The 24,309-nt window shown below is 47.7% G+C and carries 20 protein-coding genes and 4 tRNA genes; 2 read left to right on the plus strand and 22 right to left on the minus strand.

Annotated elements, in window-relative coordinates:
• Nucleotides 1-15 precede the first annotated feature (15 nt).
• From SPTER_RS11515 to SPTER_RS11605, 19 genes are all read right to left on the minus strand, one after another.
• Complete coding sequence (locus tag SPTER_RS11515) at nucleotides 16-900, minus strand: dihydroorotate dehydrogenase (RefSeq protein WP_425474365.1); 885 nt, start codon at nucleotides 898-900, stop codon at nucleotides 16-18.
• A 44-nt stretch (nucleotides 901-944) separates the two neighbouring features.
• Nucleotides 945-1,712 carry a dihydroorotate dehydrogenase electron transfer subunit gene (locus tag SPTER_RS11520; RefSeq protein ID WP_144350532.1) on the minus strand — a complete coding sequence of 256 codons (768 nt, stop codon included), beginning with the start codon at nucleotides 1,710-1,712 and terminating at the stop codon, nucleotides 945-947.
• Complete coding sequence (carB, locus tag SPTER_RS11525; RefSeq protein ID WP_144350533.1) at nucleotides 1,705-4,926, minus strand: carbamoyl-phosphate synthase large subunit; 3,222 nt, start codon at nucleotides 4,924-4,926, stop codon at nucleotides 1,705-1,707. The genes SPTER_RS11520 and carB overlap by 8 nt, the downstream gene beginning before the upstream one ends.
• A 2-nt stretch (nucleotides 4,927-4,928) precedes the next feature.
• Complete coding sequence (gene carA, locus SPTER_RS11530; RefSeq protein ID WP_144350534.1) at nucleotides 4,929-6,005, minus strand: glutamine-hydrolyzing carbamoyl-phosphate synthase small subunit; 1,077 nt, start codon at nucleotides 6,003-6,005, stop codon at nucleotides 4,929-4,931.
• Entirely contained in the window at nucleotides 6,002-7,291 is a 1,290-nt protein-coding gene (locus SPTER_RS11535) for a dihydroorotase (RefSeq protein ID WP_144350535.1), read from the minus strand. The genes carA and SPTER_RS11535 overlap by 4 nt, the downstream gene beginning before the upstream one ends.
• The gene (locus SPTER_RS11540) at nucleotides 7,275-8,231 is read right to left on the minus strand and encodes an aspartate carbamoyltransferase catalytic subunit (RefSeq protein WP_144350536.1); all 957 of its coding nucleotides are present in this window, start codon (nucleotides 8,229-8,231) and stop codon (nucleotides 7,275-7,277) included. The genes SPTER_RS11535 and SPTER_RS11540 overlap by 17 nt, the downstream gene beginning before the upstream one ends.
• A gap of 504 nt (nucleotides 8,232-8,735) precedes the next feature.
• Complete coding sequence (locus SPTER_RS11545) at nucleotides 8,736-9,587, minus strand: aminoglycoside 6-adenylyltransferase (protein WP_144350537.1); 852 nt, start codon at nucleotides 9,585-9,587, stop codon at nucleotides 8,736-8,738.
• Between the two features lie 153 nt (nucleotides 9,588-9,740).
• Nucleotides 9,741-9,826: transfer RNA gene (locus SPTER_RS11550), tRNA-Leu, on the minus strand.
• A 110-nt stretch (nucleotides 9,827-9,936) separates the two neighbouring features.
• Nucleotides 9,937-10,022, minus strand: a tRNA-Leu gene (locus SPTER_RS11555).
• A gap of 162 nt (nucleotides 10,023-10,184) precedes the next feature.
• A tRNA-Leu gene (locus tag SPTER_RS11560) sits at nucleotides 10,185-10,270 on the minus strand.
• 81 nt (nucleotides 10,271-10,351) lie between these two features.
• Nucleotides 10,352-11,992, minus strand: coding sequence for a peptide ABC transporter substrate-binding protein (locus SPTER_RS11565; RefSeq protein WP_144350538.1), 1,641 nt, complete (start codon nucleotides 11,990-11,992; stop codon nucleotides 10,352-10,354).
• 25 nt (nucleotides 11,993-12,017) lie between these two features.
• A complete protein-coding gene (locus SPTER_RS11570) occupies nucleotides 12,018-12,587 on the minus strand; it encodes a lytic transglycosylase domain-containing protein (protein ID WP_144350539.1) in 570 nt (189 codons plus the stop codon).
• A 49-nt stretch (nucleotides 12,588-12,636) separates the two neighbouring features.
• Nucleotides 12,637-13,260, minus strand: coding sequence for a dephospho-CoA kinase (coaE, locus tag SPTER_RS11575; protein WP_144350540.1), 624 nt, complete (start codon nucleotides 13,258-13,260; stop codon nucleotides 12,637-12,639).
• Nucleotides 13,261-13,276: 16 nt separating this feature from the next.
• On the minus strand, nucleotides 13,277-14,101 hold the full coding sequence (gene mutM, locus SPTER_RS11580) for a DNA-formamidopyrimidine glycosylase (RefSeq protein WP_144350541.1): 825 nt from the start codon (nucleotides 14,099-14,101) through the stop codon (nucleotides 13,277-13,279).
• A gap of 13 nt (nucleotides 14,102-14,114) precedes the next feature.
• Entirely contained in the window at nucleotides 14,115-16,757 is a 2,643-nt protein-coding gene (gene polA / locus SPTER_RS11585) for a DNA polymerase I (protein ID WP_144350542.1), read from the minus strand.
• A gap of 452 nt (nucleotides 16,758-17,209) precedes the next feature.
• Nucleotides 17,210-18,391 (minus strand): L,D-transpeptidase, encoded by a 1,182-nt coding sequence (locus tag SPTER_RS11590; protein WP_170233239.1) that lies wholly within the window; start codon nucleotides 18,389-18,391, stop codon nucleotides 17,210-17,212.
• A 233-nt stretch (nucleotides 18,392-18,624) separates the two neighbouring features.
• Nucleotides 18,625-19,767 carry a two-component system sensor histidine kinase NtrB gene (locus tag SPTER_RS11595; RefSeq protein WP_144350544.1) on the minus strand — a complete coding sequence of 381 codons (1,143 nt, stop codon included), beginning with the start codon at nucleotides 19,765-19,767 and terminating at the stop codon, nucleotides 18,625-18,627.
• Nucleotides 19,768-20,164: 397 nt separating this feature from the next.
• A complete protein-coding gene (locus SPTER_RS11600) occupies nucleotides 20,165-20,746 on the minus strand; it encodes a MerR family transcriptional regulator (RefSeq protein WP_144350545.1) in 582 nt (193 codons plus the stop codon).
• Between the two features lie 231 nt (nucleotides 20,747-20,977).
• A tRNA-Leu gene (locus SPTER_RS11605) sits at nucleotides 20,978-21,063 on the minus strand.
• Between the two features lie 177 nt (nucleotides 21,064-21,240).
• Between SPTER_RS11605 and SPTER_RS11610 the strand changes: the two genes are divergently transcribed.
• Nucleotides 21,241-21,966 carry a M48 family metallopeptidase gene (locus tag SPTER_RS11610; RefSeq protein ID WP_144350546.1) on the plus strand — a complete coding sequence of 242 codons (726 nt, stop codon included), beginning with the start codon at nucleotides 21,241-21,243 and terminating at the stop codon, nucleotides 21,964-21,966.
• On the opposite strand, the gene SPTER_RS11615 is transcribed toward SPTER_RS11610, so the two are convergent.
• The 3 genes from SPTER_RS11615 to SPTER_RS11625 form a co-directional block, all read right to left on the minus strand.
• Nucleotides 21,963-22,415: a C-GCAxxG-C-C family (seleno)protein gene (locus SPTER_RS11615; protein ID WP_144350547.1), complete on the minus strand. Its 453-nt coding sequence runs from the start codon at nucleotides 22,413-22,415 to the stop codon at nucleotides 21,963-21,965. The two genes, SPTER_RS11610 and SPTER_RS11615, sit on opposite strands and share 4 nt — an antisense overlap.
• 360 nt (nucleotides 22,416-22,775) lie before the next feature.
• Complete coding sequence (locus SPTER_RS11620) at nucleotides 22,776-23,276, minus strand: hypothetical protein (RefSeq protein ID WP_144350548.1); 501 nt, start codon at nucleotides 23,274-23,276, stop codon at nucleotides 22,776-22,778.
• Between the two features lie 12 nt (nucleotides 23,277-23,288).
• Entirely contained in the window at nucleotides 23,289-23,594 is a 306-nt protein-coding gene (locus SPTER_RS11625; RefSeq protein ID WP_144350549.1) for a hypothetical protein, read from the minus strand.
• Nucleotides 23,595-23,814: 220 nt separating this feature from the next.
• Between SPTER_RS11625 and SPTER_RS11630 the strand changes: the two genes are divergently transcribed.
• On the plus strand, nucleotides 23,815-24,171 hold the full coding sequence (locus SPTER_RS11630; RefSeq protein WP_144350550.1) for a hypothetical protein: 357 nt from the start codon (nucleotides 23,815-23,817) through the stop codon (nucleotides 24,169-24,171).
• Nucleotides 24,172-24,309: the final 138 nt, after the last annotated feature.

Below are 24,309 nucleotides of genomic sequence, written 5' to 3' on the forward strand. Positions count from 1 at the left end.
ACCTGTTTCAAGTAGTCATCCTCCCTGTTTTCGATTGACTTGCCCGACAAGCGCCCCTACCTGCGGCAAACCGCGTTCGGCCAGATAATCTCTGATACCTTCAGCCACGGCCACCGCCGCCAGCGGGTTAACGAAATTGGCAGTCCCGACAGCTACGGCGCTGGCCCCGGCCAGCATAAATTCAATAGCATCGGCTGCAGTCATAATCCCGCCCATGCCAATGACCGGCACCCGGACGGCCTGCGCCACCTGCCATACCATCCGTACCGCTACCGGCTTAACCGCCGGTCCGGATAAGCCGCCAACCGTATTGCCCAGCACAGGCCGCCAGGTCTGAATGTCAATCGCCATTCCCAGCAGCGTGTTAATCAGGGAAATAGCGTCCGCCCCGGCGGCCTCTACGGCTTTGGCCATCAGCACAATATCGGTAACATTGGGAGAAAGCTTAACAATAACAGGCAGTTTTGTCCGGGCCTTCACCGCCTTTACAACACCGGCGGCACTCTCCGGGCAGGTCCCAAAGGCAATTCCTCCCTGCTTTACATTCGGGCAGGAAATATTCACCTCCAGACCGGCGGCACCGGACTGATCAAGCCTGGCTGCCAGCTCACCATATTCTTCCACGGTGTTGCCGGAGATATTAACGATAACAGGCACCTGGTAGTGCGCCAGCTCCGGCAGAATTTTGGTGATCAGCTCTTCAACCCCCGGATTTTCCAACCCGATGGAGTTCAGCATGCCTGCCGGTGTTTCGGCCATGCGCCGCCCGCTATTGCCGGCTCTGGACGCCAGGGTTGTACCCTTAACGACGATAGCCCCGACCTGATTCAGGTCAACAAAGTCGCTGTATTCTAAACCAAAGCCGAAAGTACCGGAGGCTGTCAGTACCGGCGTTTTCATTTTGATGCCGGCAATATCAACAGCCAGCACTGTATCGGTGAACCTCACCACACCACCTCCTCAGCCCGGAAAACCGGGCCGTCCGTGCAGACCTTATGACGCTTGCCGCCGGCAGCGGCACAGGTGCATGACAAACAGGCGCCAACACCGCAGGCCATATATTCCTCCAGGGAAACCTGACAGGCAATCCTATACTGTGCTGCCGTTGCCGCCACGCCCTTGAGCATGGCATGAGGTCCGCAGGCATAAATGCCGTCAAACTCCCCCTGTTTTAACAGCCCGGGCAGCAGGTCGACAGTAAAGCCACGCTGACCAACACTGCCGTCATCTGTGGTAATATGAATATTTTGGCATATGCCGGCATAGATCCCCGGCCAGAATAATTCCTGTTCATTACGGCCGCCCATAAGGATAGTAGCCGGCCGGGAACAGAAAGCCCTGGCCAGCATAAGCAGCGGTGCCAGTCCCATACCGCCCCCGATTAACAGGGGCCGCTGGGAGTTTAAAGCAAACCCGTTGCCCAGCGGTCCCATACAATCAAGACTGTCCCCGCTCTGCAGCCCGGCCATCAGCCTGGTACCGCGGCCCACAACACGATAAATGAGCGTAAGCGTTCCCTGACCGGCATCACAGTCGGCAATACTAAATGGCCGCCGCAGCAGCGGATCAAAAGTCTCAGTCAGCCGCAGATGGACAAACTGTCCCGGCCGGCTGACCGCAGCAATCGCCGGCACGGCCACTGTCAGCTGAAATACGTCCCCGGCCAGGGGGTGCTGTTTAATTACCTTAGCCGTTACACAGGTTTTAATCACGGGCTGTTTCGCCTCCGCCTACATAATCCTGCAGGGCCAGCACATAGAGGAATTTCCTTTCGCGGATAATGCTTAATACGTCAAAGACGGCATTGGCTGTATCCATGGAGGTCAGGCAGAGGATGGCATGCTCTACGGCTGCCCGCCTGATCTTGAAGCCGTCGCTCTCAAAATCCCGGCCTTTGGTCAGGGTATTAATCACCATGCTTATTTTTCCGGCCTTAATCATCTCAATAATCTCAGGCTGCTGCTCATGCAGCTTGGGCACTGTACCCACCTGCAGGCCGAGGGACCGCAGATATGCCGCAGTACCGCTTGTTGCCACAAGTTCATAACCCAGCCGGGCAAATTCTTTGGCAATCTCGCCGGCCTCAGGTTTATCTTTATCAGCAACAGTGACGAGGATTGATCCTGTCTGGGGTACATTCATGCCGGCACCCACGATACCTTTGTACAGGGCGCGGGAATACTGATAGTCAATCCCCATCACCTCACCGGTAGACTTCATTTCCGGTCCCAGCGAAATATCCACATGCTGCATTTTGGCGAATGAGAACACCGGCACTTTTACCGCCACATACTCCCGGGCCGGCATCAGACCGGGGGTATAGCCCATCCCTTTCAGGGTTTCACCGATCGCCACGCGGGTTGCCACATCGACCATCGGCACATCGGTGATTTTGCTCAGGAAAGGAATTGTCCGGCTTGACCGGGGATTTACCTCAATGACATAAACCTCTTCATCGACAATGACAAACTGAATATTGATCAGGCCTTTGACCTTAAGCCCTCTGGCCAGACGGCCCGTATAATCGACAATGGTGTCTTTGACCTGGGCTGACAGAGTCTGGGGCGGATATACGGCAATACTGTCGCCGGAATGAACTCCGGCCCGTTCAATATGCTCCATAATGCCGGGAATCAGGAAGTCGTCGCCGTCCGCGATGGCATCAACCTCGACCTCGGTCCCCTGCATATAGCGGTCAACCAGCACCGGATGCTCAGGCGATGCTTTAACCGCCCGCACCATATAGTCCTTCAATTCGGTTTCATTATAGACAATTTCCATGGCCCGCCCGCCCAGCACATAGGACGGACGCACAACAACAGGGTAGCCGATACGCGCTGCAGCCAGCGGCGCCAGGCCGGCATCGGTAATTGTCTCACCCTGCGGGCGCGGGATATGCAGCTGCTCCAGTAATTCATCAAACTTCTCCCGGTCTTCCGCCCGGTCAATATCCTCGACACTTGTGCCAAAAATTTTGACACCGGCTTTAGCCAGCGGACCGGCAAGATTAATGGCAGTCTGCCCGCCAAACTGGACAATAACTCCCTCCGGTTGTTCTTTATCAATAATATTCAGCACATCTTCCGGGGTCAGCGGTTCAAAGTACAATCGGTCTGATGTGTCAAAATCCGTAGAGACGGTTTCGGGGTTGTTATTGATAATGACCGATTCAATACCCATTGCCCGGAGGGCCCATACTGAGTGAACCGAACAATAATCAAATTCAATTCCCTGACCGATACGGATCGGCCCTGAGCCCAGGACAATGATTTTACGGTTATCGGTCCGCTGCACTTCGTCTTCCTGGGCATAGGTTGAGTAGTAATAGGGGGTAATAGCCTCAAACTCGGCAGCACAGGTATCAACCATTTTATAGCTTGGCACAATATTGGCCTGCTTGCGCCGGTCCCGGATTTCAAAAACTGTTTTACCGGTCAGTTCGGCAATTGATTTATCGGCAAAGCCGATTTGCTTGGCCGCCAGCAGGACTTCATCAGAGATTTTCCGGCTGAGCTGACGTTCCATTGTCACAATATTTTCGATCTTATCTAAGAAAAAATTATCAATGGCCGTTATGGCATGAATCTCAGCTACCGTTACTCCCCGGCGGATCGATTCGGCAATCACAAAAGCACGTTCATCATCGACCAGACTGAGCCGGTCTTTCAATTCCTGATCACTCAGCTTGGCCAATTCGGGAATATAGAGATGATGGAGGCCAATTTCCAGAGAACGCACCGCTTTTAGCAGCGCCCCTTCAAAGTTGCGGTCAATAGCCATGACCTCACCGGTGGCTTTCATTTGTGTGCCCAGAGTTCTGTCGGCAAAAATAAACTTGTCAAACGGCCAGCGGGGAAACTTAACAACCACATAATCAAGGGCCGGCTCAAAGCAGGCCTTGGTTTTACCGGTTACTGTGTTGGTAATCTCATCCAGGGTATAGCCAATGGCGATTTTTGTAGCCACCTTGGCAATCGGATAGCCGGTTGCTTTCGAGGCTAAGGCACTGGAGCGGCTCACCCGCGGGTTTACTTCAATCACGATATAATTACTGCTTTTGGGGTCAAGCGCATACTGTACATTGCAGCCGCCTTCAATCCCCAGCGCCCGGATGATCTTAAGCGAGGAGCTTCTCAGCATCTGATATTCATAATCAGTAAGTGTCTGTGACGGTGCAACAACAATGCTGTCGCCGGTATGAACACCGACAGGGTCGAAGTTTTCCATATTGCATACCGTGATGCAGTTATCAGCAGCATCACGGATCACTTCATATTCGATTTCTTTCCAGCCGGCCACGCTGCGTTCAATCAGCGCCTGCCCGATCAGGCTGTGTTTTAGTCCCCGGTTTACGGTATCGATAAGTTCTTCATCATTATAGGCAATGCCGCCGCCGGTTCCGCCCAGCGTATAAGCCGGGCGCACAATCAGCGGATAGCCGATCTCGCCGGCAAAGGTAAGGGCACTTTCAATGTCTTCAACAATAGTACTGGCAGGAATTGGCTGGCCCAGTTCCTCCATCGTCGCTTTAAACAATTCCCGGTCTTCCGCCTTCTTGATCGCTGCAATGGGTGTACCGAGCAATTCAACCTGATACTTTGCCAGTACACCGTTTTCCGCCAGTTTGACGGCCAGATTAAGGCCGGCCTGCCCCCCCAGGGTAGCCAGTATACCGTCCGGCCGTTCTTTGACAATAATCTCTTCCAGATATTCAGGGGTCAGCGGTTCGATATAAACCCAGTCGGCAACATGAGTATCTGTCATAATGGTGGCCGGATTACTGTTGACCAGCACCACCTCAAACCCTTCTTCTTTTAATGCCTGGCACGCCTGGGTACCGGCATAGTCAAATTCAGCGGCTTGGCCGATCACTATCGGGCCGGAGCCAATTACCATAACTTTGCGCAAGTTTTGTTTTTTCGGCACCGTTAGTTCCCCCTCGCCTTATTCATTTCTTTATTGAGCAGTCTCATAAATTCCTCAAACAGATAGGTGCTGTCATCAGGTCCGGGAGCCGCTTCCGGGTGATACTGAACGGAGAATACGGGCAGACGGTTATGACGCATCCCTTCTACCGTACCGTCATTAACAGCACGGTGCGTTACGGTAACGTCAAGTGTGGCCAGCGAGGTTTCATCAATGGCATAGCCATGATTTTGCGAAGTGATATATACACGGTCTGTTGCCAGATCTTTAACCGGGTGGTTAGAGCCACGATGCCCAAATTTCAGCTTATAAGTATCGCCCCCCAAAGCCAAAGCTAACAGCTGATGCCCAAGACAGATGCCAAATATTGGTTTTTTGCCGATAAGCTGCCGCACGGTCTCTACCGGCGCATCTTTGGGATCACCAGGGCCATTTGACAGGAATATGCCGTCAGGGCTGAGGGCCAGTATTTCTTCAGCCGGGGTATAGGCCGGCAAAACAGTAAGATCAAACCCGGCTTTGGCCATAGAATTAAGGATATTGCGTTTAATGCCGAAATCCAGCACGGCGATATGCGGCCCCTTGCCCGGGATCCGGTAGATTTCTTTAGTCGTAACTTCCTTGACAACCTCGGCAAAAGGAGATTGCGCAAACAGCTCGGCAACCTCGCTTGCCTGAGCATCAGCCGGAACAATGACCCCCTTCATGGTACCATGCGAGCGTATCCTTCTGGTGATAGCCCGGGTATCGACGCCATGCAGACAAGGAATATTTTTTGCTTTAAGATAGGAAACCAGGGAGTCTTCAGCCTGCCAGCTGCTGGGCTTGCCGCACAGCTCACTGATCACAAAACCACGGACAAAGGATTGCCGGGCTTGTTCAAAGAGATCAGCCACTCCGTAGTTGCCAATAAGCGGATAAGTCATTGTTACAATCTGTCCACAATAGGACGGATCTGTTAATACTTCTTGATAACCGGTCATACCGGTATTGAATACTACTTCCCCAACTGTTTTAGTACCGGAAGCAAGCATCCCTTGGAAAACGCTGCCGTCTTCCAATATCAGTTTGCCATTCATTTAAGCACCTCGCCATTTTGCATAATTATACTTCCATTCACTATAGTAATTAGCGGTTTACCCTTTAAATTCCTGCTTTCAAACGGAGAATGTTTTCCCCTGGTATAAAATTTTATGCAGTCAACCGCCCATTTATATTCAGTATCAATAATTGTAATATCGGCCGGTGCCCCAACCTTCAGAACGCCGCTATCCAGGCCAAGGATTTTTGCCGGGCCATATGACAGCTTGGCGATGATCTCCGGCAAAGTCAGTTTGCCGGTATGATAAAGCCCTGTCAATACAACCCCGACTGCTGTTTCCAGACCGGCAAAACCACTGGGGGCGTACCGGAACTCAACATCTTTTTCTTCAAACGCGTGCGGCGCATGATCTGTGGCGATGGCGTCCAGAGTCCCGTCCTTTAGCCCGTCAATAAGAGCGGCAACATGCTCCGCCGACCGGAGCGGCGGGTTGACCTTAAAGGCGGTATTAAAGGTTCTCAACTCTTCATCAGTAAGGGTCAGGTGATGGGGCGTCGCTTCCGCCGTTACTTTGACGCCCCGTTGTTTGGCCTGGCGGATGATTTCAACCGCGCCTTTGCTGCTGACATGAGCGATGTGAATCGGCGCATTTGCGTATTCAGCCAGCATAATATCGCGGGCCACAGCAATATCCTCGGCAACAGCCGGCCGGCCTTTCAGCCCCAGCACTGCCGATACCGCCCCTTCATGCATAAATCCTTCATTGGCCAGGCCTTCATCCTCTGAATGAGTAATGACCGGCCGGCCAAACATCCCGGTGTATTCAAGCCCGGTCTTTAAGAGACGGGTACTGTCCAGATGGCCGCCATCATCGGAAATGGCCACTGCCCCGGACTCGATCATATCGCCAATTTCGGCCAGTTCCCGGCCCTCCAGACCTTTGCTGAGCGCGCCGATGATCTTAAGCTTGACAACCCCCTCGGTTTTCGCCCGCTGGGTTAAGCCGGCAACCACGATTGAACTGTCAATAGCCGGCCTGGTGTTGGGCATGCAGGCAATGGTCGTAAAGCCGCCCGCCGCCGCCGCCCTCGTACCGGAAGCAATATCTTCTTTAGCCTCCAGGCCTGGTTCCCGCAGATGTACATGCATATCAACAAGGCCAGGCGTTACTACCAGCCCGGCGGCATCAATAATTTCTGCGCCTGCGGCTGGGCAACTTGATCCTATTGCCGCTATCTTGCCATTTTCAATCAGGATATCGCCGACCACATCCATATTCTCCGCCGGATTAATAATTCGCCCGCCTTTAATGAGCAGCTTCAATGTGAGTCCCTCCCATCAGCACTAAAAATAACAATGCCATCCTGACCGCCAGTCCGTTTTTTACCTGTTCCTGGATTGCCGACTGATCACCGTAGGCTATATCCGGAGCAATCTCCAGCCCGCGATTCATGGGACCAGGATGCATTAAGAGCGCATCCTGCTTAGCTAACGCCAGGCGCTTGGCGTTTATACCAAATATCCGGGCATATTCACGGGCTGAGGGAAAAAGCCCTTTTTGCTGCCGTTCACGCTGGATACGGAGTACATTGACAACATCAGCCTGGTCAAGAGCGTCCTCTACTCTATTATGGACCTGTATCCCAATTTTTTCAATTTCACGGGGCAGCAGCGTCTGCGGTCCGGCCAGATGAACCTCAGCTCCCATTTTTTGCAGGCCCCAGACATTGGAGCGCGCCACCCGGCTATGCAGGATATCGCCAACTATCGCTACTTTCAAACCGGCAAGCCTGCCTTTGAATTGCTTAATTGTAAACATATCCAACAGCCCCTGGGTCGGATGCTCATGGGCGCCATCACCGGCATTGATAATGACAGGTCTGGCTATATTAGCGGCAAATTGCGCCGAACCCTCAGCCTCATGCCGCATGACAATAATATCGACCCCCATGGCTTCGACAGTAAGCAGGGTATCACGCAGGCTTTCGCCTTTAGCCACACTGCTGGAGCTGGTCGAGATATTAATAACATCAGCGCCAAGATATTTACCCGCCAATTCAAAGGAGGTACGGGTCCTGGTGCTGTTCTCAAAAAACAGATTAACAATTGCTTTGCCTCGCAAGGTTGGCGCTTTTTTGATATCCCTGTCAATGATATTTTTCATCTCTTTGGCCGTATCAAGAATAAGTTCCATTTCTGCCGCCGGCATAGCTTCCAGGCCGAGGATATCCTTTTTCCGCAATGATACCTGAGCTTTACTCATCACGCACTCTCCCTTCATATTAAGAAACGACACCATAAGAAAAGACTTGGCTTGTGCCAAGGTCCTTTAGGACGCCGGCAGAAGCCTTAGTCGTTCTTACTTATGATCAGAAACTGCTATACTTTCTGATCATGTAAAACAACCCCTTGCCTGAAAGAGCAAGGAGTTATAGGTAACCACGCCAGATTAAAGCATAATCAGCCCGGCAACATCCTTGCAGACCTCTCAGGGCCTACTTAAAGGATAGTATTTGTTATTGTCAGATATAATAAAAGCCTTCTTGCTGTGAAAAGCGCGCAAGAAGGCGTTAAAATCTGTATCGTCCCCTTGCCAGCCTCACAGGACCAGCTTAAAGGCCATATTCGTATTGTAAAGATAATAGCAGATTGATCCGGATCTTGTCAATAGGCAGGCGTTCATTTTATGTAAAAAAGCCAGGAACCTTCTGCGAGTCAGAAGGTTCCTGGCTTTTTGGTGCACCGCTCTCACATATAATCCGAATCTTTAGAGATGATTTGTTAGCTTTTTACGCACCCAATTGGTTGCATATTCGTCTGCGTGTGAAGGATATTCAAATCCGTATCCCTCTGCTACCTGTATAGCGAGGTTCCGAAATAAGTCCATTGTTTCAAATAAAGATGAAATCATATCAGCATTTTCGTAATGCGCAAAAGTTTTACACAAACGGTCTTTTATATCGGCGTCTACCCAACTATCAATAAACCTGCCACTATACCAAGTGTTGTAGCTTTGTCCGTGTTTTACATGCTCATATTGCTCAATCATCCATAGCAGCTTCCATTTCATATAGCTGTCCACACAAAATTTTGCTGACCAAAGCTCTTGCCGCAAAAATTTTTTAGTAGTCCAAACGGCATGGTACCAGAAGTCGTTCACAAGATTCGTGAAGGTATCCTCAGATGGCACTGCGTAACTTTGACCGGGTGGATTGATTAGCGGTGGAATAGTCAAGTTCTGTTTATTGACAAGAATCTTATACCCGTTATGAAGGATCCCTATGATCTCATTCCTTTGTATAGCATTTTGAGCATGCTCTTGGGAAATGATTACGAAGTCCACGTCTAAAGCGTTATCAAACATAACCCTTTTTTCTTTTTCGCCGCCGATAGTTGGCTCTATAAATGAAATATGAGGAGATCCAATATCTTCGAGCCATTCATTTGATGATAGAAAATATTCTGGATTATTCACTACCATTATTAAATCGATATCAGAATACTGGTCTGCATATTTTTCAAGTCTGGCCTGGGAGCCGATCAGGATAAGCGCACTAATATTTTCATTTATATTTGCAAAAGATACGATTGCTTCAAGTAACTGTTGATTTGTATTCATGGTTTATCCTCACATTTTAAACCATACTCATCTTTGCTGCGTTGTAGGAGAACAAGCGTAGTACCTACCCTTGTTCTCTTATTTCAGATATAGCATAAATCCGAACCCTTCGTCAACAGGAACAACCTGTAGTAAATGGTTCGGATTTGGGTTTGGTGCGGTTGGTGAGACTTGAACTCACACGCCTTGTGAGCGCCACCCCCTCAAGATGGTGCGTCTGCCGATTCCGCCACAACCGCATGTACTGTTAGGGGTAAATAAAGGAAGTTCTTCGCTGCCGCTCAGAACTAAGCGATTCACACCAATCAGCCTTCGCCTTCTTGGGTTCTCTGCTTATGCTTATAATAAATGGTGCGGTCGAGTGGATTTGAACCACCACGAGGTTGCCCCCACTAGCTCCTGAGGCTAGCGCGTCTGCCGTTCCGCCACGACCGCAAGTTAGGTTGTTAACGATAAAATTATACGATAATTTTTTATTATCGTCAAGTAGATTGTTTGTAAATACCTGGAGCCGATTAATGAGGTATATTGGCGGCGGTTCTCTGCTTATCGCTATTGCTCCTAAAAACCTGGCTCTCTGCTTATGCTTATAATAAATGGTGCGGTCGAGTGGATTTGAACCACCACGGGGTTGCCCCCACTAGCTCCTGAGGCTAGCGCGTCTGCCGTTCCGCCACGACCGCATCTGTGCTTGAGGTCACGTTTAATGCAACATAATGTATCTTATCATAACAGGAAACGATCGTCAAGCATTATTTTAAACACTATTTACCCGCAACGGCAAAGCCCCATTGCCAGGCATTCCAAAAATTGCCTGAGGGCGTGGGGTTAGGCTGGTAGTTGACAACCACTGTTTTCACAGCATCAATATTACCGCGGAAATAGAGTGGTACAACCGGGCATTCTTCACGGAGCAAAGTCTGAATGCGAAAGTAAATATCTTTTCTGCCACTCACATCGATTGTTCGCACACCTGTTTCGCTCAATGTGTCTATCTCCGGATTACGCCAGCCGGGGTAATTTTGCCCGGCATAGGCGTTGGCACGGCTCGGAATCTTACGAGAATGCCAAAGATTGAGATTATCCGGATCAAGGCCTGCAACCCAGGCATAAATAGCTGTCTCAAACTGCCTGTTTTTTAAAGTATCGGCGAAAAACACCACTGGATCAAGGGAGCGGATTTCCACTAATACACCAATCTCTTTAAGCTGCTCGGCAATGGTTTCCGCTGTTTGTTCCCGTAATTTATTGCCGCTTGGAACAGCCAGTGAAAATGCCAGCTTCTTATTATTGCTTGTCATAATTCCATCTGCTCCCGGTTGCCAGCCAGCTTGTCCCAGCAAATCACGGGCAGCATTAACGTCTCTGGCCGGGGGCTGCTGCATCGGATTATAAGCCCAGGACAAAGGCGACTGGTCACCATAGGCCGGACCGGCAGCACCTTTAAGCACATTGTCAACAATAGCCTGCCGGTCAATAGCACTGGTAATCGCTTTCCTGACGCGAACATCCTTGAACAGGGGGTTATCAAGGTTGAAGTCCATATGCTCCCAGATCATAGTTGGTGTAATCACTGTCCTGATTCCATTGATGGCTTTTACCTGCTCTAAATAGGAAAACCCAATATTGCCGACAAGATCCAGCTCCCCTGATTTCAACTGAGTCAGCAGGATATTGGCATCCGGAATAACCCGATAGATAATACTGTCTAACACCGGCTTCCCCCGGTAATAAGCCGGATTGGCCTCAAAGCTGATTGCTTCGGCAACCTGCCATTCTTTAAATTTAAACGGTCCTGTACCAACAGGAGCCCGGTTAAAGGCCGCTTTATTTATATTACTCTCAGTTTCAAGTTTGTGTTTGGGCAGAACTGTTGTAAACAATGTCAGGTAAGGAGCATAATATTCACGAAATTTGACAACAACAGTATTCCTGTCCGGGGTATCAATTGCACTAATCCGGTCATACCCGTCACGGGCCACGATATTTACATTCCTGTTCATAATAAGCTGCCAGGTAAACTTGACATCTTCAGCAGTAAATGGTGTACCGTCATGCCAGGTTACCCCCGGCCGGAGCCGGTAGGTAACGGTCAGGCCGTCAGCTGTCACGCCGCCATTGGCCGTAGTCGGCACATCAACAGCCAGATCAGGCAGCCATTCGCCTTTATCACCGGTAATCACCAGACCGCTGAAAATCAGCTTGCCAACCTCAGCTGTAGCCAGCAGATCGGACAATAACGGATTAAGCGTGTTCGGTTCCTGTAAACTCCCATATTTAAGCTGCCCGCCCTGTTGAATAGCTATTTTTTTCTTTTCAGGCGACGGAGTCTCTTCCCGGGAGCTGCAGCCGGCAGTAATAACAAGTATTAGTATTAAGAATAAAAGTATTAACTTACGCATCATTTATAGTACATTCTCCTCATTTCCTTTATCTGCCATACAATTCCTGATATCGTTTTTTACTATTTAGGACTCGTTCCACATATTCTCTGGTCTCTCTAAAGGGAATTTGGTTAATATCAGTAAAATCCTCTGACCACCCATACCGCTCCATCCATTGCCTGACATTCCCCTGTCCGCCGTTGTAAGCGGCAAGATAAAGCACCTCGTTGCCGGCAAATTCCTTCTTCAAAGATGCCAGATACCATGTACCAAAGCGGATATTCATATCCGGATCAGTCAAATCAGCAACCATGAAATCTTTCTGCGCACGCTGTTCAGCAATCCAGCGGCCTGTATCAGGCATAATTTGCATAAGCCCCAAGGCACCTTTGGGTGAACGGGCTTCAGTAATGAATTTGCTTTCTGTTCGAATTACGCCGGCAATCAGAAATGGATTAAGATCATATTGAAGAGCATAGGTGTAGATAGCCTCCTGATACAAAAAGGGATATACATATTTTTTCTGAAACCAGTCGCTCATGAACACAGTATAGATTCCTGTGGCAAACAATAAAAGACCGATTATCAGGACTTTCAGCCAAGTCCAGATACGCAATAAAATCACTCCGCAATAAAAATCACTCTTTAACCATATGTGCCTGCAATCAAAAAAATTCTTTATTACCACTAGCCATGGTTTTACTGATTTCGCACCAGAACTTATGCACCTGTTTTTTTGTATGTCCAATCGTCTTGCTGTTATTAATGACAACATCAGCATATTTTAATTTTTCGCTTAAGGAAAGCTGGGCTCTAATCCGCGCCATGGCATCCTCATAACTGCTGTTATCCCGCATCATTAATCTGACAATCTGGGTGTTTTCGTCGACAAAGACTACCCAAACCGCATTCACCCGTGAATACCACCCAACCTCAATTAAAAGCGGCGCGTCAAGAACAATAATTTCACACCCCTGCTGCCTGGCAGTGGTCATCGCAACCGCTACCTCCTCTTCAATCCGGGGGTGAGTAATAGCCTCTAACTGAGCTCTGGCCGCAGCATCGGCAAAAATAATTTTCCCCAGGCGTTTACGGTTAATTTGGCCATTGGCATCGGTGACAGCTGAACCAAAGGCTGCCACAATCTCCTGCCAGGCCCGTTTATGGGGTTTAGTTATCTCATGGGCCAGCTTATCCGCATCAATAATATATGCACCCAGCTCCTGCAGCATTGTACTGACCGTACTTTTGCCGCTGGCAATTCCGCCGGTGAGTCCAATCAAATACATACACGTATCCCCTTAGCTATTTTTGACAATTAGGGCAATAGTGCGTACCGCGTCCAGCTACTTCTTTGCGTGAAATGGCAGTGCCACAACGGTGGCAGGGTTCATTAGTCCGGCCATACACATTAAGATGGTACTGATGGCTGCCGCTTTGGCCTGCCCCGTCGCGATAATCCCGAAAGGTTGTCCCGCCATGGGCTATGCCATCGGCGATCACCTGATTTACCGCCTGGTAAAGATATTGGGCTTCCGTTGCATTAAGACTGTTGGCAACGCGCTCCGGATCTATACCGGCAATCGCCAGCGCTTCATCCACGTAAATATTGCCAAGGCCGCCAATCAGGTGTTGATTGAGCAGTATGGACTTAATCGCGGCCTTGCGTTTGCTCAGCATATTAATAAGATAATCAAGCGTAAATTCGGCAGATAACGGCTCCGGCCCCATGGAAACCAGGCCTGAGATCCGCCACAACTCCGCCTGCGGCAGCAAATAGAGCGTCCCCAGGGTACGGGTATCTGCATACAACAATAAATCACCATTGTCAAAAGTAAATATAAGATGGGTAAATCGGTCATAGGTTGTACCTGGATTTACATAGTATAAGCGCCCTGTCATCCGTAGATGAATGACCAGAACATAATCATTATCCAGATAAAATAACAGATACTTACCGCGCCGTTGTAAGGTGACAACCGTCCGATCGGTAATAAGTGCCTGAAATTCATGTGCAGTCGGCCACTTAACCAAGCGCGGCAAGCCGATTTCAATACGGGTAATTTTTCGTCCTTCCACTTTACCGGTAAGCGTCCGGCGAATGGTTTCCACCTCAGGCATCTCAGGCATCGTCCAACCTCCTCTATTTAGCTTCAGCCCAGTTACGTCCTGTCTTCACTTCGGCCAGGAGTGGCACTGAAAGCTCCACCGCCTGCTCCATGGCATTTTTTACAAGCTTGGCCACCTGGTCAAGCTCATCGGCAGCAGCTTCCAGCACAAGTTCATCGTGAACCTGCAAGAGCAGTCTGCTTTTGAGTCCGGCGGCCTTAAGCTCCTGATAAACATGATTCATGGCAATTTTGATGATATCGGCGGCAGCCCCTTGGATAGGGGTATTCATTGCCGTCCGTTCGGCAAAGGACCGCTGATTAAAATTACTGCTGTTAATATCAGGCAACTGCCGCCGCCGGCCAAAAAGTGTGGTCACATAGCCATCACGGTGAGCCCCGGCAACAACCTCGTCTATATATCTTTTTACCCCCTGATATTTGGCAAAATAACTTTCAATATAATAGCCGGCCTCTTTCCGGCTAACACCAATGTCCCGCGCCAACCCAAAATCACTGATGCCATAAACAATCCCAAAGTTAACAGCCTTGGCTCTGGCTCTTAACTCCGCGGTTACATCCGCCATGGCAATGCCAAAAACCTCGGCCGCCGTCCGGGTGTGAATATCCTGGTTGTGCCGGAAGGCCTCAAGCAGGCTGGCATCTCCGGCCATGTGAGCAAGAACCCGGAGTTCAATCTGGGAATAATCTGCCGCCATGATATATTGGTAGCCATCGCCGGGTATAAATAGCTCTCTTATCCGGCGCCCGATATCTGTGCGGATGGGAATATTCTGCAGATTAGGCTCTGAACTGCTTAGTCTGCCGGTAGCTGTCACTGTTTGATTGAAGGTGGTGTGTATTCTGCTGGTCGCAGGCTCAATCAGGATTTCTAAACCATCAAGATAAGTAGATTTAAGCTTGGTAAGCTGACGATATTCCAGCAGCTTGTCAATCAGGGGATGCTCCCCCGCTAATTTTTCCAATACCTCAGCGTCAGTAGAATAACCGGTTTTCGTCTTTTTAATAATAGGCAGCTTCAGTTTTTCATACAAAATAATCCCCAATTGTTTGGTTGAGTTAACATTAAACTCTTCACCGGCTAATTGATAAATCTCACCCAGTAACTGTTCAACCTTACCGGCAATACTAACCGCCATCTCTTGCAGATAATCCCGGTCAACCTTAATACCGGTAATCTCCATGGCCGACAACGCTTCAACAAGCGGCATTTCCACTTGCGCAAACAGCTTGTCCAGGCCGGCATTGACCAGGCTGTCGGCGAAGGCAGCCCGTAGTTGTTCAATAATACCACCGGCCCAAACCGCAAATTCCGGTTTAGTTGTTAAATATTTATCACCGCCGGGTAAAACAATTGTCTGGCCCAAATATTTTTCAGCCAGAGTGGCCAGCGGATAGGAAGCAGCCGTGGGATCAAGCAAATACGCAGCAATCAGCAGATCAGACACCAAGCAGTTTATTGCTGTTCCCCTCAGCCGGCAGGCATTATACAGCTGCTTGGCATCATAGGCAGTAAGGGTAATACTGCTGTCAGCCAGGATGTCAAAAACAGCACTCCACCCTTCTGCCGTTGCCGGAATGTATGCAGTTTTGCCGGCACAGGTAAGAGCAATACCTGTCAAACCGGCTAAAGGCGAATGGGCGGCCGTTAACGGATAGCAGCATAGATTACCCTGCTTGCGGGCAGCCAGATGGAGGGCCTCAATGTCACTGCGGCTGGAAACAATGACCGGAGCCACAAGCTCAACAGTCTTTGCCGCCAACTCCGCTGCGTCAGCATGAATGGTGCCGGCAAACAAAACATCAAACTTAGCCAGCATATTTTTAAACTCAAACTTGGCAAATACCGCTTTTACTGCGTCTCTGTCAGGGTTAATCGTAAAGTTTGCCGGCACAAATTCCAGCGGCATATCGCAGACAATGGTTGCCAGGCGCTTGGATAATACGGCCTGCTCAGCATACTGCCGCAGATTTTCCTGTAATTTCTTGCCGGTTACACCCTCAATATTAGCCAGCACGTTTTCCATAGAACCAAATTGTGTCAGTAATTTTATTGCTGTTTTTTCACCAATGCCAGGTACTCCGGGTATATTATCGGAAGTGTCCCCCATTAAGCCTTTCATATCAATGAACTGGGCCGGGGTTAACCCGTATTTTTCTTTAAGGGCGGCTGCATCCATAACCGCCATCTCAGAAATGCCTTTTCTGGTAAGCAGCACCGTGGTGCCCGGACCTATTAACTGCAGGGCATCCCGGTCCCCGGTGACAATTAATACCTCGCACCCTTGTTTAACCGCTTTAGCGGCAAGTGTACCTAAAATATCATCGGCCTCAAACCCCTGCTCTTCCAAAGTAACGATGCCAAACGCCCCTAACAGCTCATGGATCAGGGGAAACTGCTCAGACAATTCGCATGGCGTAGCCTGGCGCTGCGCCTTATACTGCTGATAAGTATCTGTCCGGAACGTCACCCGGCCTTTATCAAAAGCAACAGCCAGTAAATCCGGTTTGTAGTCTGTCAGTAATTTTACAAGCATAGTCGTAAAACCGTATACTGCATTTGTATACAGGCCGCCTGCGGTACGCAGCATCGGCAGTGCATGAAACGCCCGATGTACAAGACTGCTGCCGTCAATGATAATTAGTTTCTGGGGCATAAGCCCACCACCCTTACATTCATATAGTCCAATCTATTTTAATTGGCTATTAAAAGCAAAATCCCTGCTCTTACTTTCCTTAATCACAGGCGGGTTATGTAAATATCTATAAAGAATACAGCTTGCACCGGGTCTCAGCGAAATAGTACCTTGGCAAAATTAGATGTTAGTTTTAGGGCGAGACAAAATGGTAAAGGGGCAAGGAAGCATCGACGACGCATACTGGCAGGAGTCTGCCAGGAGGGGCAGACGCCGTCATTTGCCATTTTGGCCGTCAGCAAACTAAAAAGATAATGTGGGCAAGGCACTAGTATTGAATTTTTATAAATCTTTACTTTATCAGAAAAGGAAATACTTTCTATAATGTAATAATGTAAAAAAGAGAGAGCCCGCTATCGCTCTCTCTCGGAAACTTAGACTAGAGTTAGCACACACCAGTTACTCGTTTTGGCTTAAGGATAGGTCAATTCTATTGTGTTAGCCTGCTCATTCCAATATACATAAGCATTAAAATATTGATTAATATTAGTTATCAGAATATACGGCCCCTGCCCGATCATTGCTACCGGCACTATTATATTTTGCCCTGCATCGGTTAGTAATAATACACATTCTTCCTGGTTCCACACCACCCTGCGCCCCATGGCCGCCGCCAGATCCAGGACAGAAAGCGCTAACATGCCCTGTACCTTTTTTATCGCAATATTTACCTGGTTATCGTTTACAAAAATTACGGTTGTACGATAATCAAGTGTATTTTGGTCTGCCTGCCAGGTTATCTCACCGCCAAAAAGTACTGCTATATTTTCAACCGCCGCATATACCGTATTACCACTGCGGTTCCCCGGTATACGATTTGATCCACACTGCACTGTTTTTGTCTTTTCATCCCAGTTAATTTTTTGATTTAGCACCCCGGCCAATGGCTGAACAGGTATATATTGCACATCTTGCACACTTAAGCCCTGCTCATTGATAAGACTTCCATTTATCATAACCTTGAATTGACTGGCAATAACCACTTGCCTGCCGTCTGCCTGCGTAACTACTTTGCGTAAAAAGTCATCAGTAAGCAAAGAATTCCAGGGATACATAGCAAGCTGATTACGAATATCCTGTACCGACACCACATTGCCATAACCATAGACATCAGGATAAACGGCAAGAAGAATCTGTTCCTTAGAGTTTGTTCTGATTTTTATCCGGTCATAGGTTATCCGCACAGGCGTTCCATAGCCCACTTTATCAAAAAGCTCTTCCACATCCTCTTCATACATGCGAATACAGCCATTGGATATGACTGCACCAATTGTCCAAGGCGCATTGGTACCGTGGATACCGTAGTTGTTCCATATCCCTATCCACCTGTAGCCAAGCGGATTTTCCGGTCCTGACGGCACCATCTTGCCTTTTTGGTCAGGCGGATACCAGTCCGGATTAATCTCTTTGTATACAATTGAGTAGTTGCCTAACGGTGTCGGGGTCGCAGGCTTGCCAATAGCAACAGGATATTCCTTAACCAGATTATTGCCGGCAAAAAGTTCAATTGTCCGGCTGGGCAAATTCACGGTAATACTTGGTGAAACCAAGCCGGCCTTAGCCTGACCTGCCGGGACCAGGCATAAATAAAACATTAGAAAAACCAGGCTTATAAAGAGTCTTTTAAGGTATTGATTTTTCTTATCCCTTAGTACATAACTTAGAATTTTTATAAGTTCTGATGGGGCAACAAAAAAACTTATCAGCATCTGTTGTAACACTAGGGCATCCCTTCTTCACATTAATTTCCGTAACAATAACAGAATATGAAAATGGGATGCGCAGATATTACCTTCCGGCATAAAAATTACAGGCAAATTCGGTATCCCTACTGCAGGTTAAGCACCTGTTGATGTACCACTCGCAGCCGCCGGTGGCGTTCATCAACAATCGGCAGATAAATATGAATGTGTGCGCCGGTGCCGGCCGAACTAACAGCGTTAATATTGATAAAGCCCCCATGTTCACTGATAATCCGGTGTGCAACAGGCAGTCCCAGCCCCATATGCTCCAGTTTTGTCGTATAGAACGGTTCAAATACCCGCGGCAGTATTTCAGGCGCAACCCCTGACCCTGTATCCCCAACCGCAATAACCAGCATATTCAGTTCGGAATTGATCCATGATTTTACGGACAGCACGCCTTGATTAGGCATAGCCTCAATAGCATTTTGCATAATATTTACCACCGCTTGCTTGATTAGATTACTGTCCACAGTAAGTGCCGGTAAATTAGCGGCTAACTGTTTGTCAATCGCTATTTTTTCACCGCCTAGCTGTTTAAATGTTAACAGCAACGCTTCTTCAATCGTCCGGTTAATATCAATATTAACCTCCTTGTTGACCGGTGGCTTGGCAAACATCACCAGTTCTTTGACTACTTTATTAATGCAGGATACTTCATCCAGCATCATCTCCAGCACATCACGGCCTACCGTATATCTGTCATCCTCTAAACGCCCCAGCATAACCTGCAAATACCCGCTTATGGTAGTCAGCGGCGTACGCACATGATGGGCCACCCCGGCGGCTAATTCTCCCAGAGACATCAGCATCTGCGTGATCTGGATCTGCTTAATTGCTGCCCTGACTGCCGACAAATCCTGAATAATAACAATTAAGCCGTTGGGTTCCCTGCCGGTGCCCCGCAGTCTCAACGTGTCAATATGAGCATAAATATACTGATCCTGTACTTTTAACTTTAAGTTAATCGTACTTAAATCCTCATATTCGTCGAGATAAAATACCTTCAGAAACTTCTCACCATGGTGTCTAAAGACTTCTTCTACTCTACGGCCAACCGCCTTCGCCCTGTTAATACCGCAGATTTTTTCGGCTTCACGGTTGAGGTTTTTTAAGCGCAATTCATTATCTATAAATAAAATTCCCGTCGTTGTCTCAAACGAATCCTGATAGTCATCTTCCCGGTGCAAATACACTATTTTGTTTTCAAGAGCTTCAGCCGCAGACATTGTCGATCGCCTCCAGTGACCATCTTTTAATTTTGTGTTGTTAAACATTCTTGTAAAATATTGTATCTCCTGCTAATTTAGAACGATTACTTTTCGTAAAAAACCGACAGAATTTTAGGTGCAGTGTGTCGAAATGACTAATCACCAAGAATTAACCCTTGCTCTGCCTGCCGTTACAGAACCGCTAAATTCGACATTGCTGACTATTTTACCGACTTAAACCATTTTTTTCTTGGTCCCGCTTACAGGTATGCCTTACATTAATTACCAATATTTGTAATTTTACAGGTTTAAATTACAAATATTACCAATTTAACCCCATTGATCGGGCAGCTAAAAAGGCAGCGGCCAGGTAATTTACCTTGAGCTCACTGCCTTGGATGTAATACTGTCACAATCAATTAAACAATCGCTGCCAAAATGATTTTGGCTTATTACTTTCTTTTTCCTCTGTAATTTGGCGTAAACGAATATCTATTAACTGGAAATGATCAGTCAGTTCTGTTTCCAGGCGTTCTTCCAGCTTAGTTACTTCCTGCTTTAAATGCTGCAACTCCTCTTGCTGCCCGTTAACCATGCTGATGGTAGCCGCAATTTGTTGCAAAGCCTGGTTTTGCGAGGCGATAACAGCCATAATCGCAGAACCGTCAAATTGATCTATTGTCGATAAGGCCTGAGATTGAACAGTTTCGTCATTATGCGAATATGTTGCGCTGTTTTCCTGCGGTTCGGGATCAATCTCAATAAATCTGGTAAAACGGCTGTCCAGCTCATTCGCAATATCATCAGCGTTTTTATTTTGATGCATGCATTTGGCAATAGTCTGAAATACCTCAACCGCTTCCGGATAAAAACGTTTCTTCTTCCCCTCCCCCATAGCCGGCAGATAGTCCAGAAACAAGTCCCGATAATATCGCAGCGTGCTCTGCGGAATCCCCAGCTCTTGCGATATATCTTTGATACTAAGCAATTCTGTCATAAAAAATCACCCCTTGCGTTTTTGTTGTTGCGATTATATTCGCGCCTAAGGAGTAATTTTCCTTCTAATTTTATGAAAAAATGTAAATAAATTACATTTTTTTTTTTACTGCCTCCGCCTTTCAGTAAATTAAGCTGCGGTGTTTAAATAATAAATAGGTCTAGCTGATATAAAATCACATAGACCTATCGGTTGCCAATCGCAGCATTTTTAACTGTTGTTAAGAATTAGTGGTGCCCGGGAAGGGACTTGAACCCCCACGTTGTTACCAACAAAAGATTTTGAGTCTTCCGCGTCTGCCATTCCGCCACCCGGGCATAAATTAACTTGTCTGTTATCGGACATTTGTTATAATACCATTTACCGTTTTTATTGTCAAGCAACTTTTTTTGCCGAGAATTCAAGTATGCTACAGGGATAATATGAGTCGGTGGCCAATAAATATATCATCATCAAAGGATTGACACTTAAAATAATTTGCAAAGGAATCTGCTATGCCAACAATTAAATTCAATGGGCGGAATCTTCACTATAGCCAGCGGCTGGATAAACGCCGGAAAAATATTCAGATACGGGTACTGCCAACGGCCATGGTGGAGATCATTACCCCGGGAAAACTAACCACTGCTGAGATTGAGCATATCATCATGGTGAAAAGAAGATGGCTCACCAGCCGTCTGCATAAACTGTCCGCCCTTGCGGCCAACCCTGTAAATCTACGCCTGACAACAGGCTCCCAGTTACTCTATCGGGGTGAGCCGCGCACACTTACAGTCCTGGCCGGCAGCAGCAAGCCAGAAATCTCACTAACACCGGCAGAGGTGCTTGTAAAACTGCCTGCCGATCCTAAGACTAACCCGGAAGCCATGACTGAACAGCTAATAAAAGCCTGGCTTGTTAAGCAGGCCGGTGAATTATTTCTCAATAAAACCAAGCAATGGGCAGCAGTAATCGGCGTGTGCCCGGCCCGAATTACCATCAAAGACCAAAAAACACGCTGGGGCAGTTGTTCCAGTCTTGGCAATATTAACTATAACTGGCGAATTATCATGGCTCCGCCCCAGGTGGCCGATTACCTGATCATTCACGAGCTGTGTCATCTGCTAGTCCCTAATCATTCGGTCAGATTTTGGGAACAGGTTGGCCGGTTTTCGCCTGAATACCGGGAATGCCGTCAATGGCTGGCCGATAATGGGAAACTATTGTCCCGGATTTTTTAAATTCCTTTGATTAATTGTTTATCAAAAATATATTTCATTAACAAATCAGCAGTAGTACCGGTAATTTTGAGGCACGTATGCCGCTGTTCCTGACTGCCAAAATCATGATGATTAAGTACCCGGCAACAGGTTGCGCCAAATTGATCGGAAAATATATTATGAAATTCCTGGGCACTGCTGTAGACCGGGCCCCGGTTTTGCTCTTTGCTGGACCGCCCCTGGAGCATGCCCAACACCATTGTCGCCCCAGACAAGGCCCCGCACATACAGCCGGCATGGCCAAGACCACCGCCAAAGCCTGAAGCCATTTTAAGAGCTTCATCGGAAACGTCTAAATTTAGCAGGTCCCGGAAAGTCCGGGCGACGGTCTCGGCACAATTAAAACCTGCTTTAAAATTCTCTGTGGCCCGTTGCTGGGCATTTATATTATTTTGCTCCTGTTGTGTCACCAAACAATCCTCCCGGCAATTTCAATTTATAAAAACAGTCCTCGTGTCTTGGCCATGTTATATGTTAGTTTTAGGGCGAGACAAAATGGTAAAGGGCAAGGAAGCACCGACGACGCATACTGGCAGGGGGCTGCTAGGAGGGGCTGACGCCGTCATTTGCCATTTTGGCCGTCAGCAAACTAAAAAGATAATGTGGTCATTTTATAAATCTGATGGAGCCAAACCCCGGGGCCTGCCCCCAGGGCTTTAACTTATGGCTTCCTCTTCGCTAAACCCAAACGGCCCGCAAATTCTCACGGTTGTGCGCCCTCTTGCCCACTGGTTATAGCAATTCCTAATTGCGAGCCGAAGTAATAAGTGTTATTTAAGGCGTTTGGCAACCGCGGTTGCGATCAGACCTCCCAAAGCACCGGTTATTAGCTGCGGCCAGCTCATTGCCAGCATAATGGCGGCGGCAGGTTTAGGCGGAACCGCAATAACAGTAAGCAGCCAAACAAAAGCTCCATATAAGAGCCCGGCCTTGCCCACTGTTCCTAAAGCAATGGCCAAAACCCGGCCCCGGCTAAGGCTTGTTAAAAAAAGCCCGACATAAACCATATTGCCGCAGGCAACAGGCAGGATAAACAGCGGCAGCGATAAAAGCTGTTGAAAGTAGGCAACGACAGGAGCTATTGCCGCTATCATCAGCGCCGGCCACAGCCCAGTCTTTTCCGCAGCGATCAAGAGTGTGGCATTAACTAAGCTGCCAATAAGAAAAGTGGACAGAAACGGCGGCAAGGGAATAAAAAAGCGCAGTGACTGGAATATCAGCGTAAGCGCCAGTAAAAGAGCCGCCCTGGTAACACCCCTGTATTCTGACACCTCTCTCCCCCTCTAACGGCGCCGTCTGTTATTATAATCGCGCCCAAACATCATATAGCCCAGGAGTGCAAGCAAAGCTAAATTACCAAGCATTCCACTCATGATGCCTAAGTCTACCAAAACATTAACAACCGTTAAGCCACCGAGAAAAATCATTGATCGTCTCATATCAATGAAGGGGTCGCGGCGTAATAATAAATAAGCAATACCAAGTACGGCCAGATCGATAACTACCCAAGCCAGAGAATTATGAAACATATACTTAATTATACTGCCTACAATCATAATTGCCAGAACTTGAAACCACATCTGATTCATTTAAACTCCCCCTATATTTTGTATATTCCTGTAAACAGTCTCAACTGAAAAAACTATTACTAAATAAGATTATGCCCCACTTTAAAAAAATCCTGCATTTCCGCTGATAATCACGATAATATCAAAATAAACTTATTTTTTTTGCAATTTCATGTTTATAGTTTTGCAAGTTTGAGCATACTTTTAAATGTATCGATTAACTTGTAAGGAGTGAGTTTGCATGAGTGAAGAAAACGGCTTTTCTTTTACTCTGTTTCAACCGCATCGCACGCGTACACCCAAAAATGATGAACCTGTAATTGAAGTGCGTCCTAACGGCCGTATTGTTTTTAACAAAAAAGCTACCCAGCTTTTAGAAAACAATCATTTCTGCATGTTAGGTTATGATCCTGAAAAACAGGCTCTTGGCATACTGCCAATGGAGCAGCTGCAGCCCAATACTTTCCCTGTTCGCTATGCAGCTAAAGGTGCCTATATCGGCGCCAAGAAGTTCTTTAAACATTTTGAAATCCTTCCCGGTCAGTTAGTAGAAGATACCCCGTTTAAAAGCGGCGAATTTATCGGCATCAACCTGTAACCAGCGATACATAATAGTAGAAACAAAAACAAAAGTTATTCTTCGGAGTAGCTTTTGTTTTTTTGCGGGAAACGTTTCACTTGTCAAATATTATTAAATTGCTGTAAAATTAGGACTATAGCTTAATAGAGATAGGAG

Source organism: Sporomusa termitida, assembly GCF_007641255.1.
Lineage (GTDB): Bacteria > Bacillota > Negativicutes > Sporomusales > Sporomusaceae > Sporomusa > Sporomusa termitida.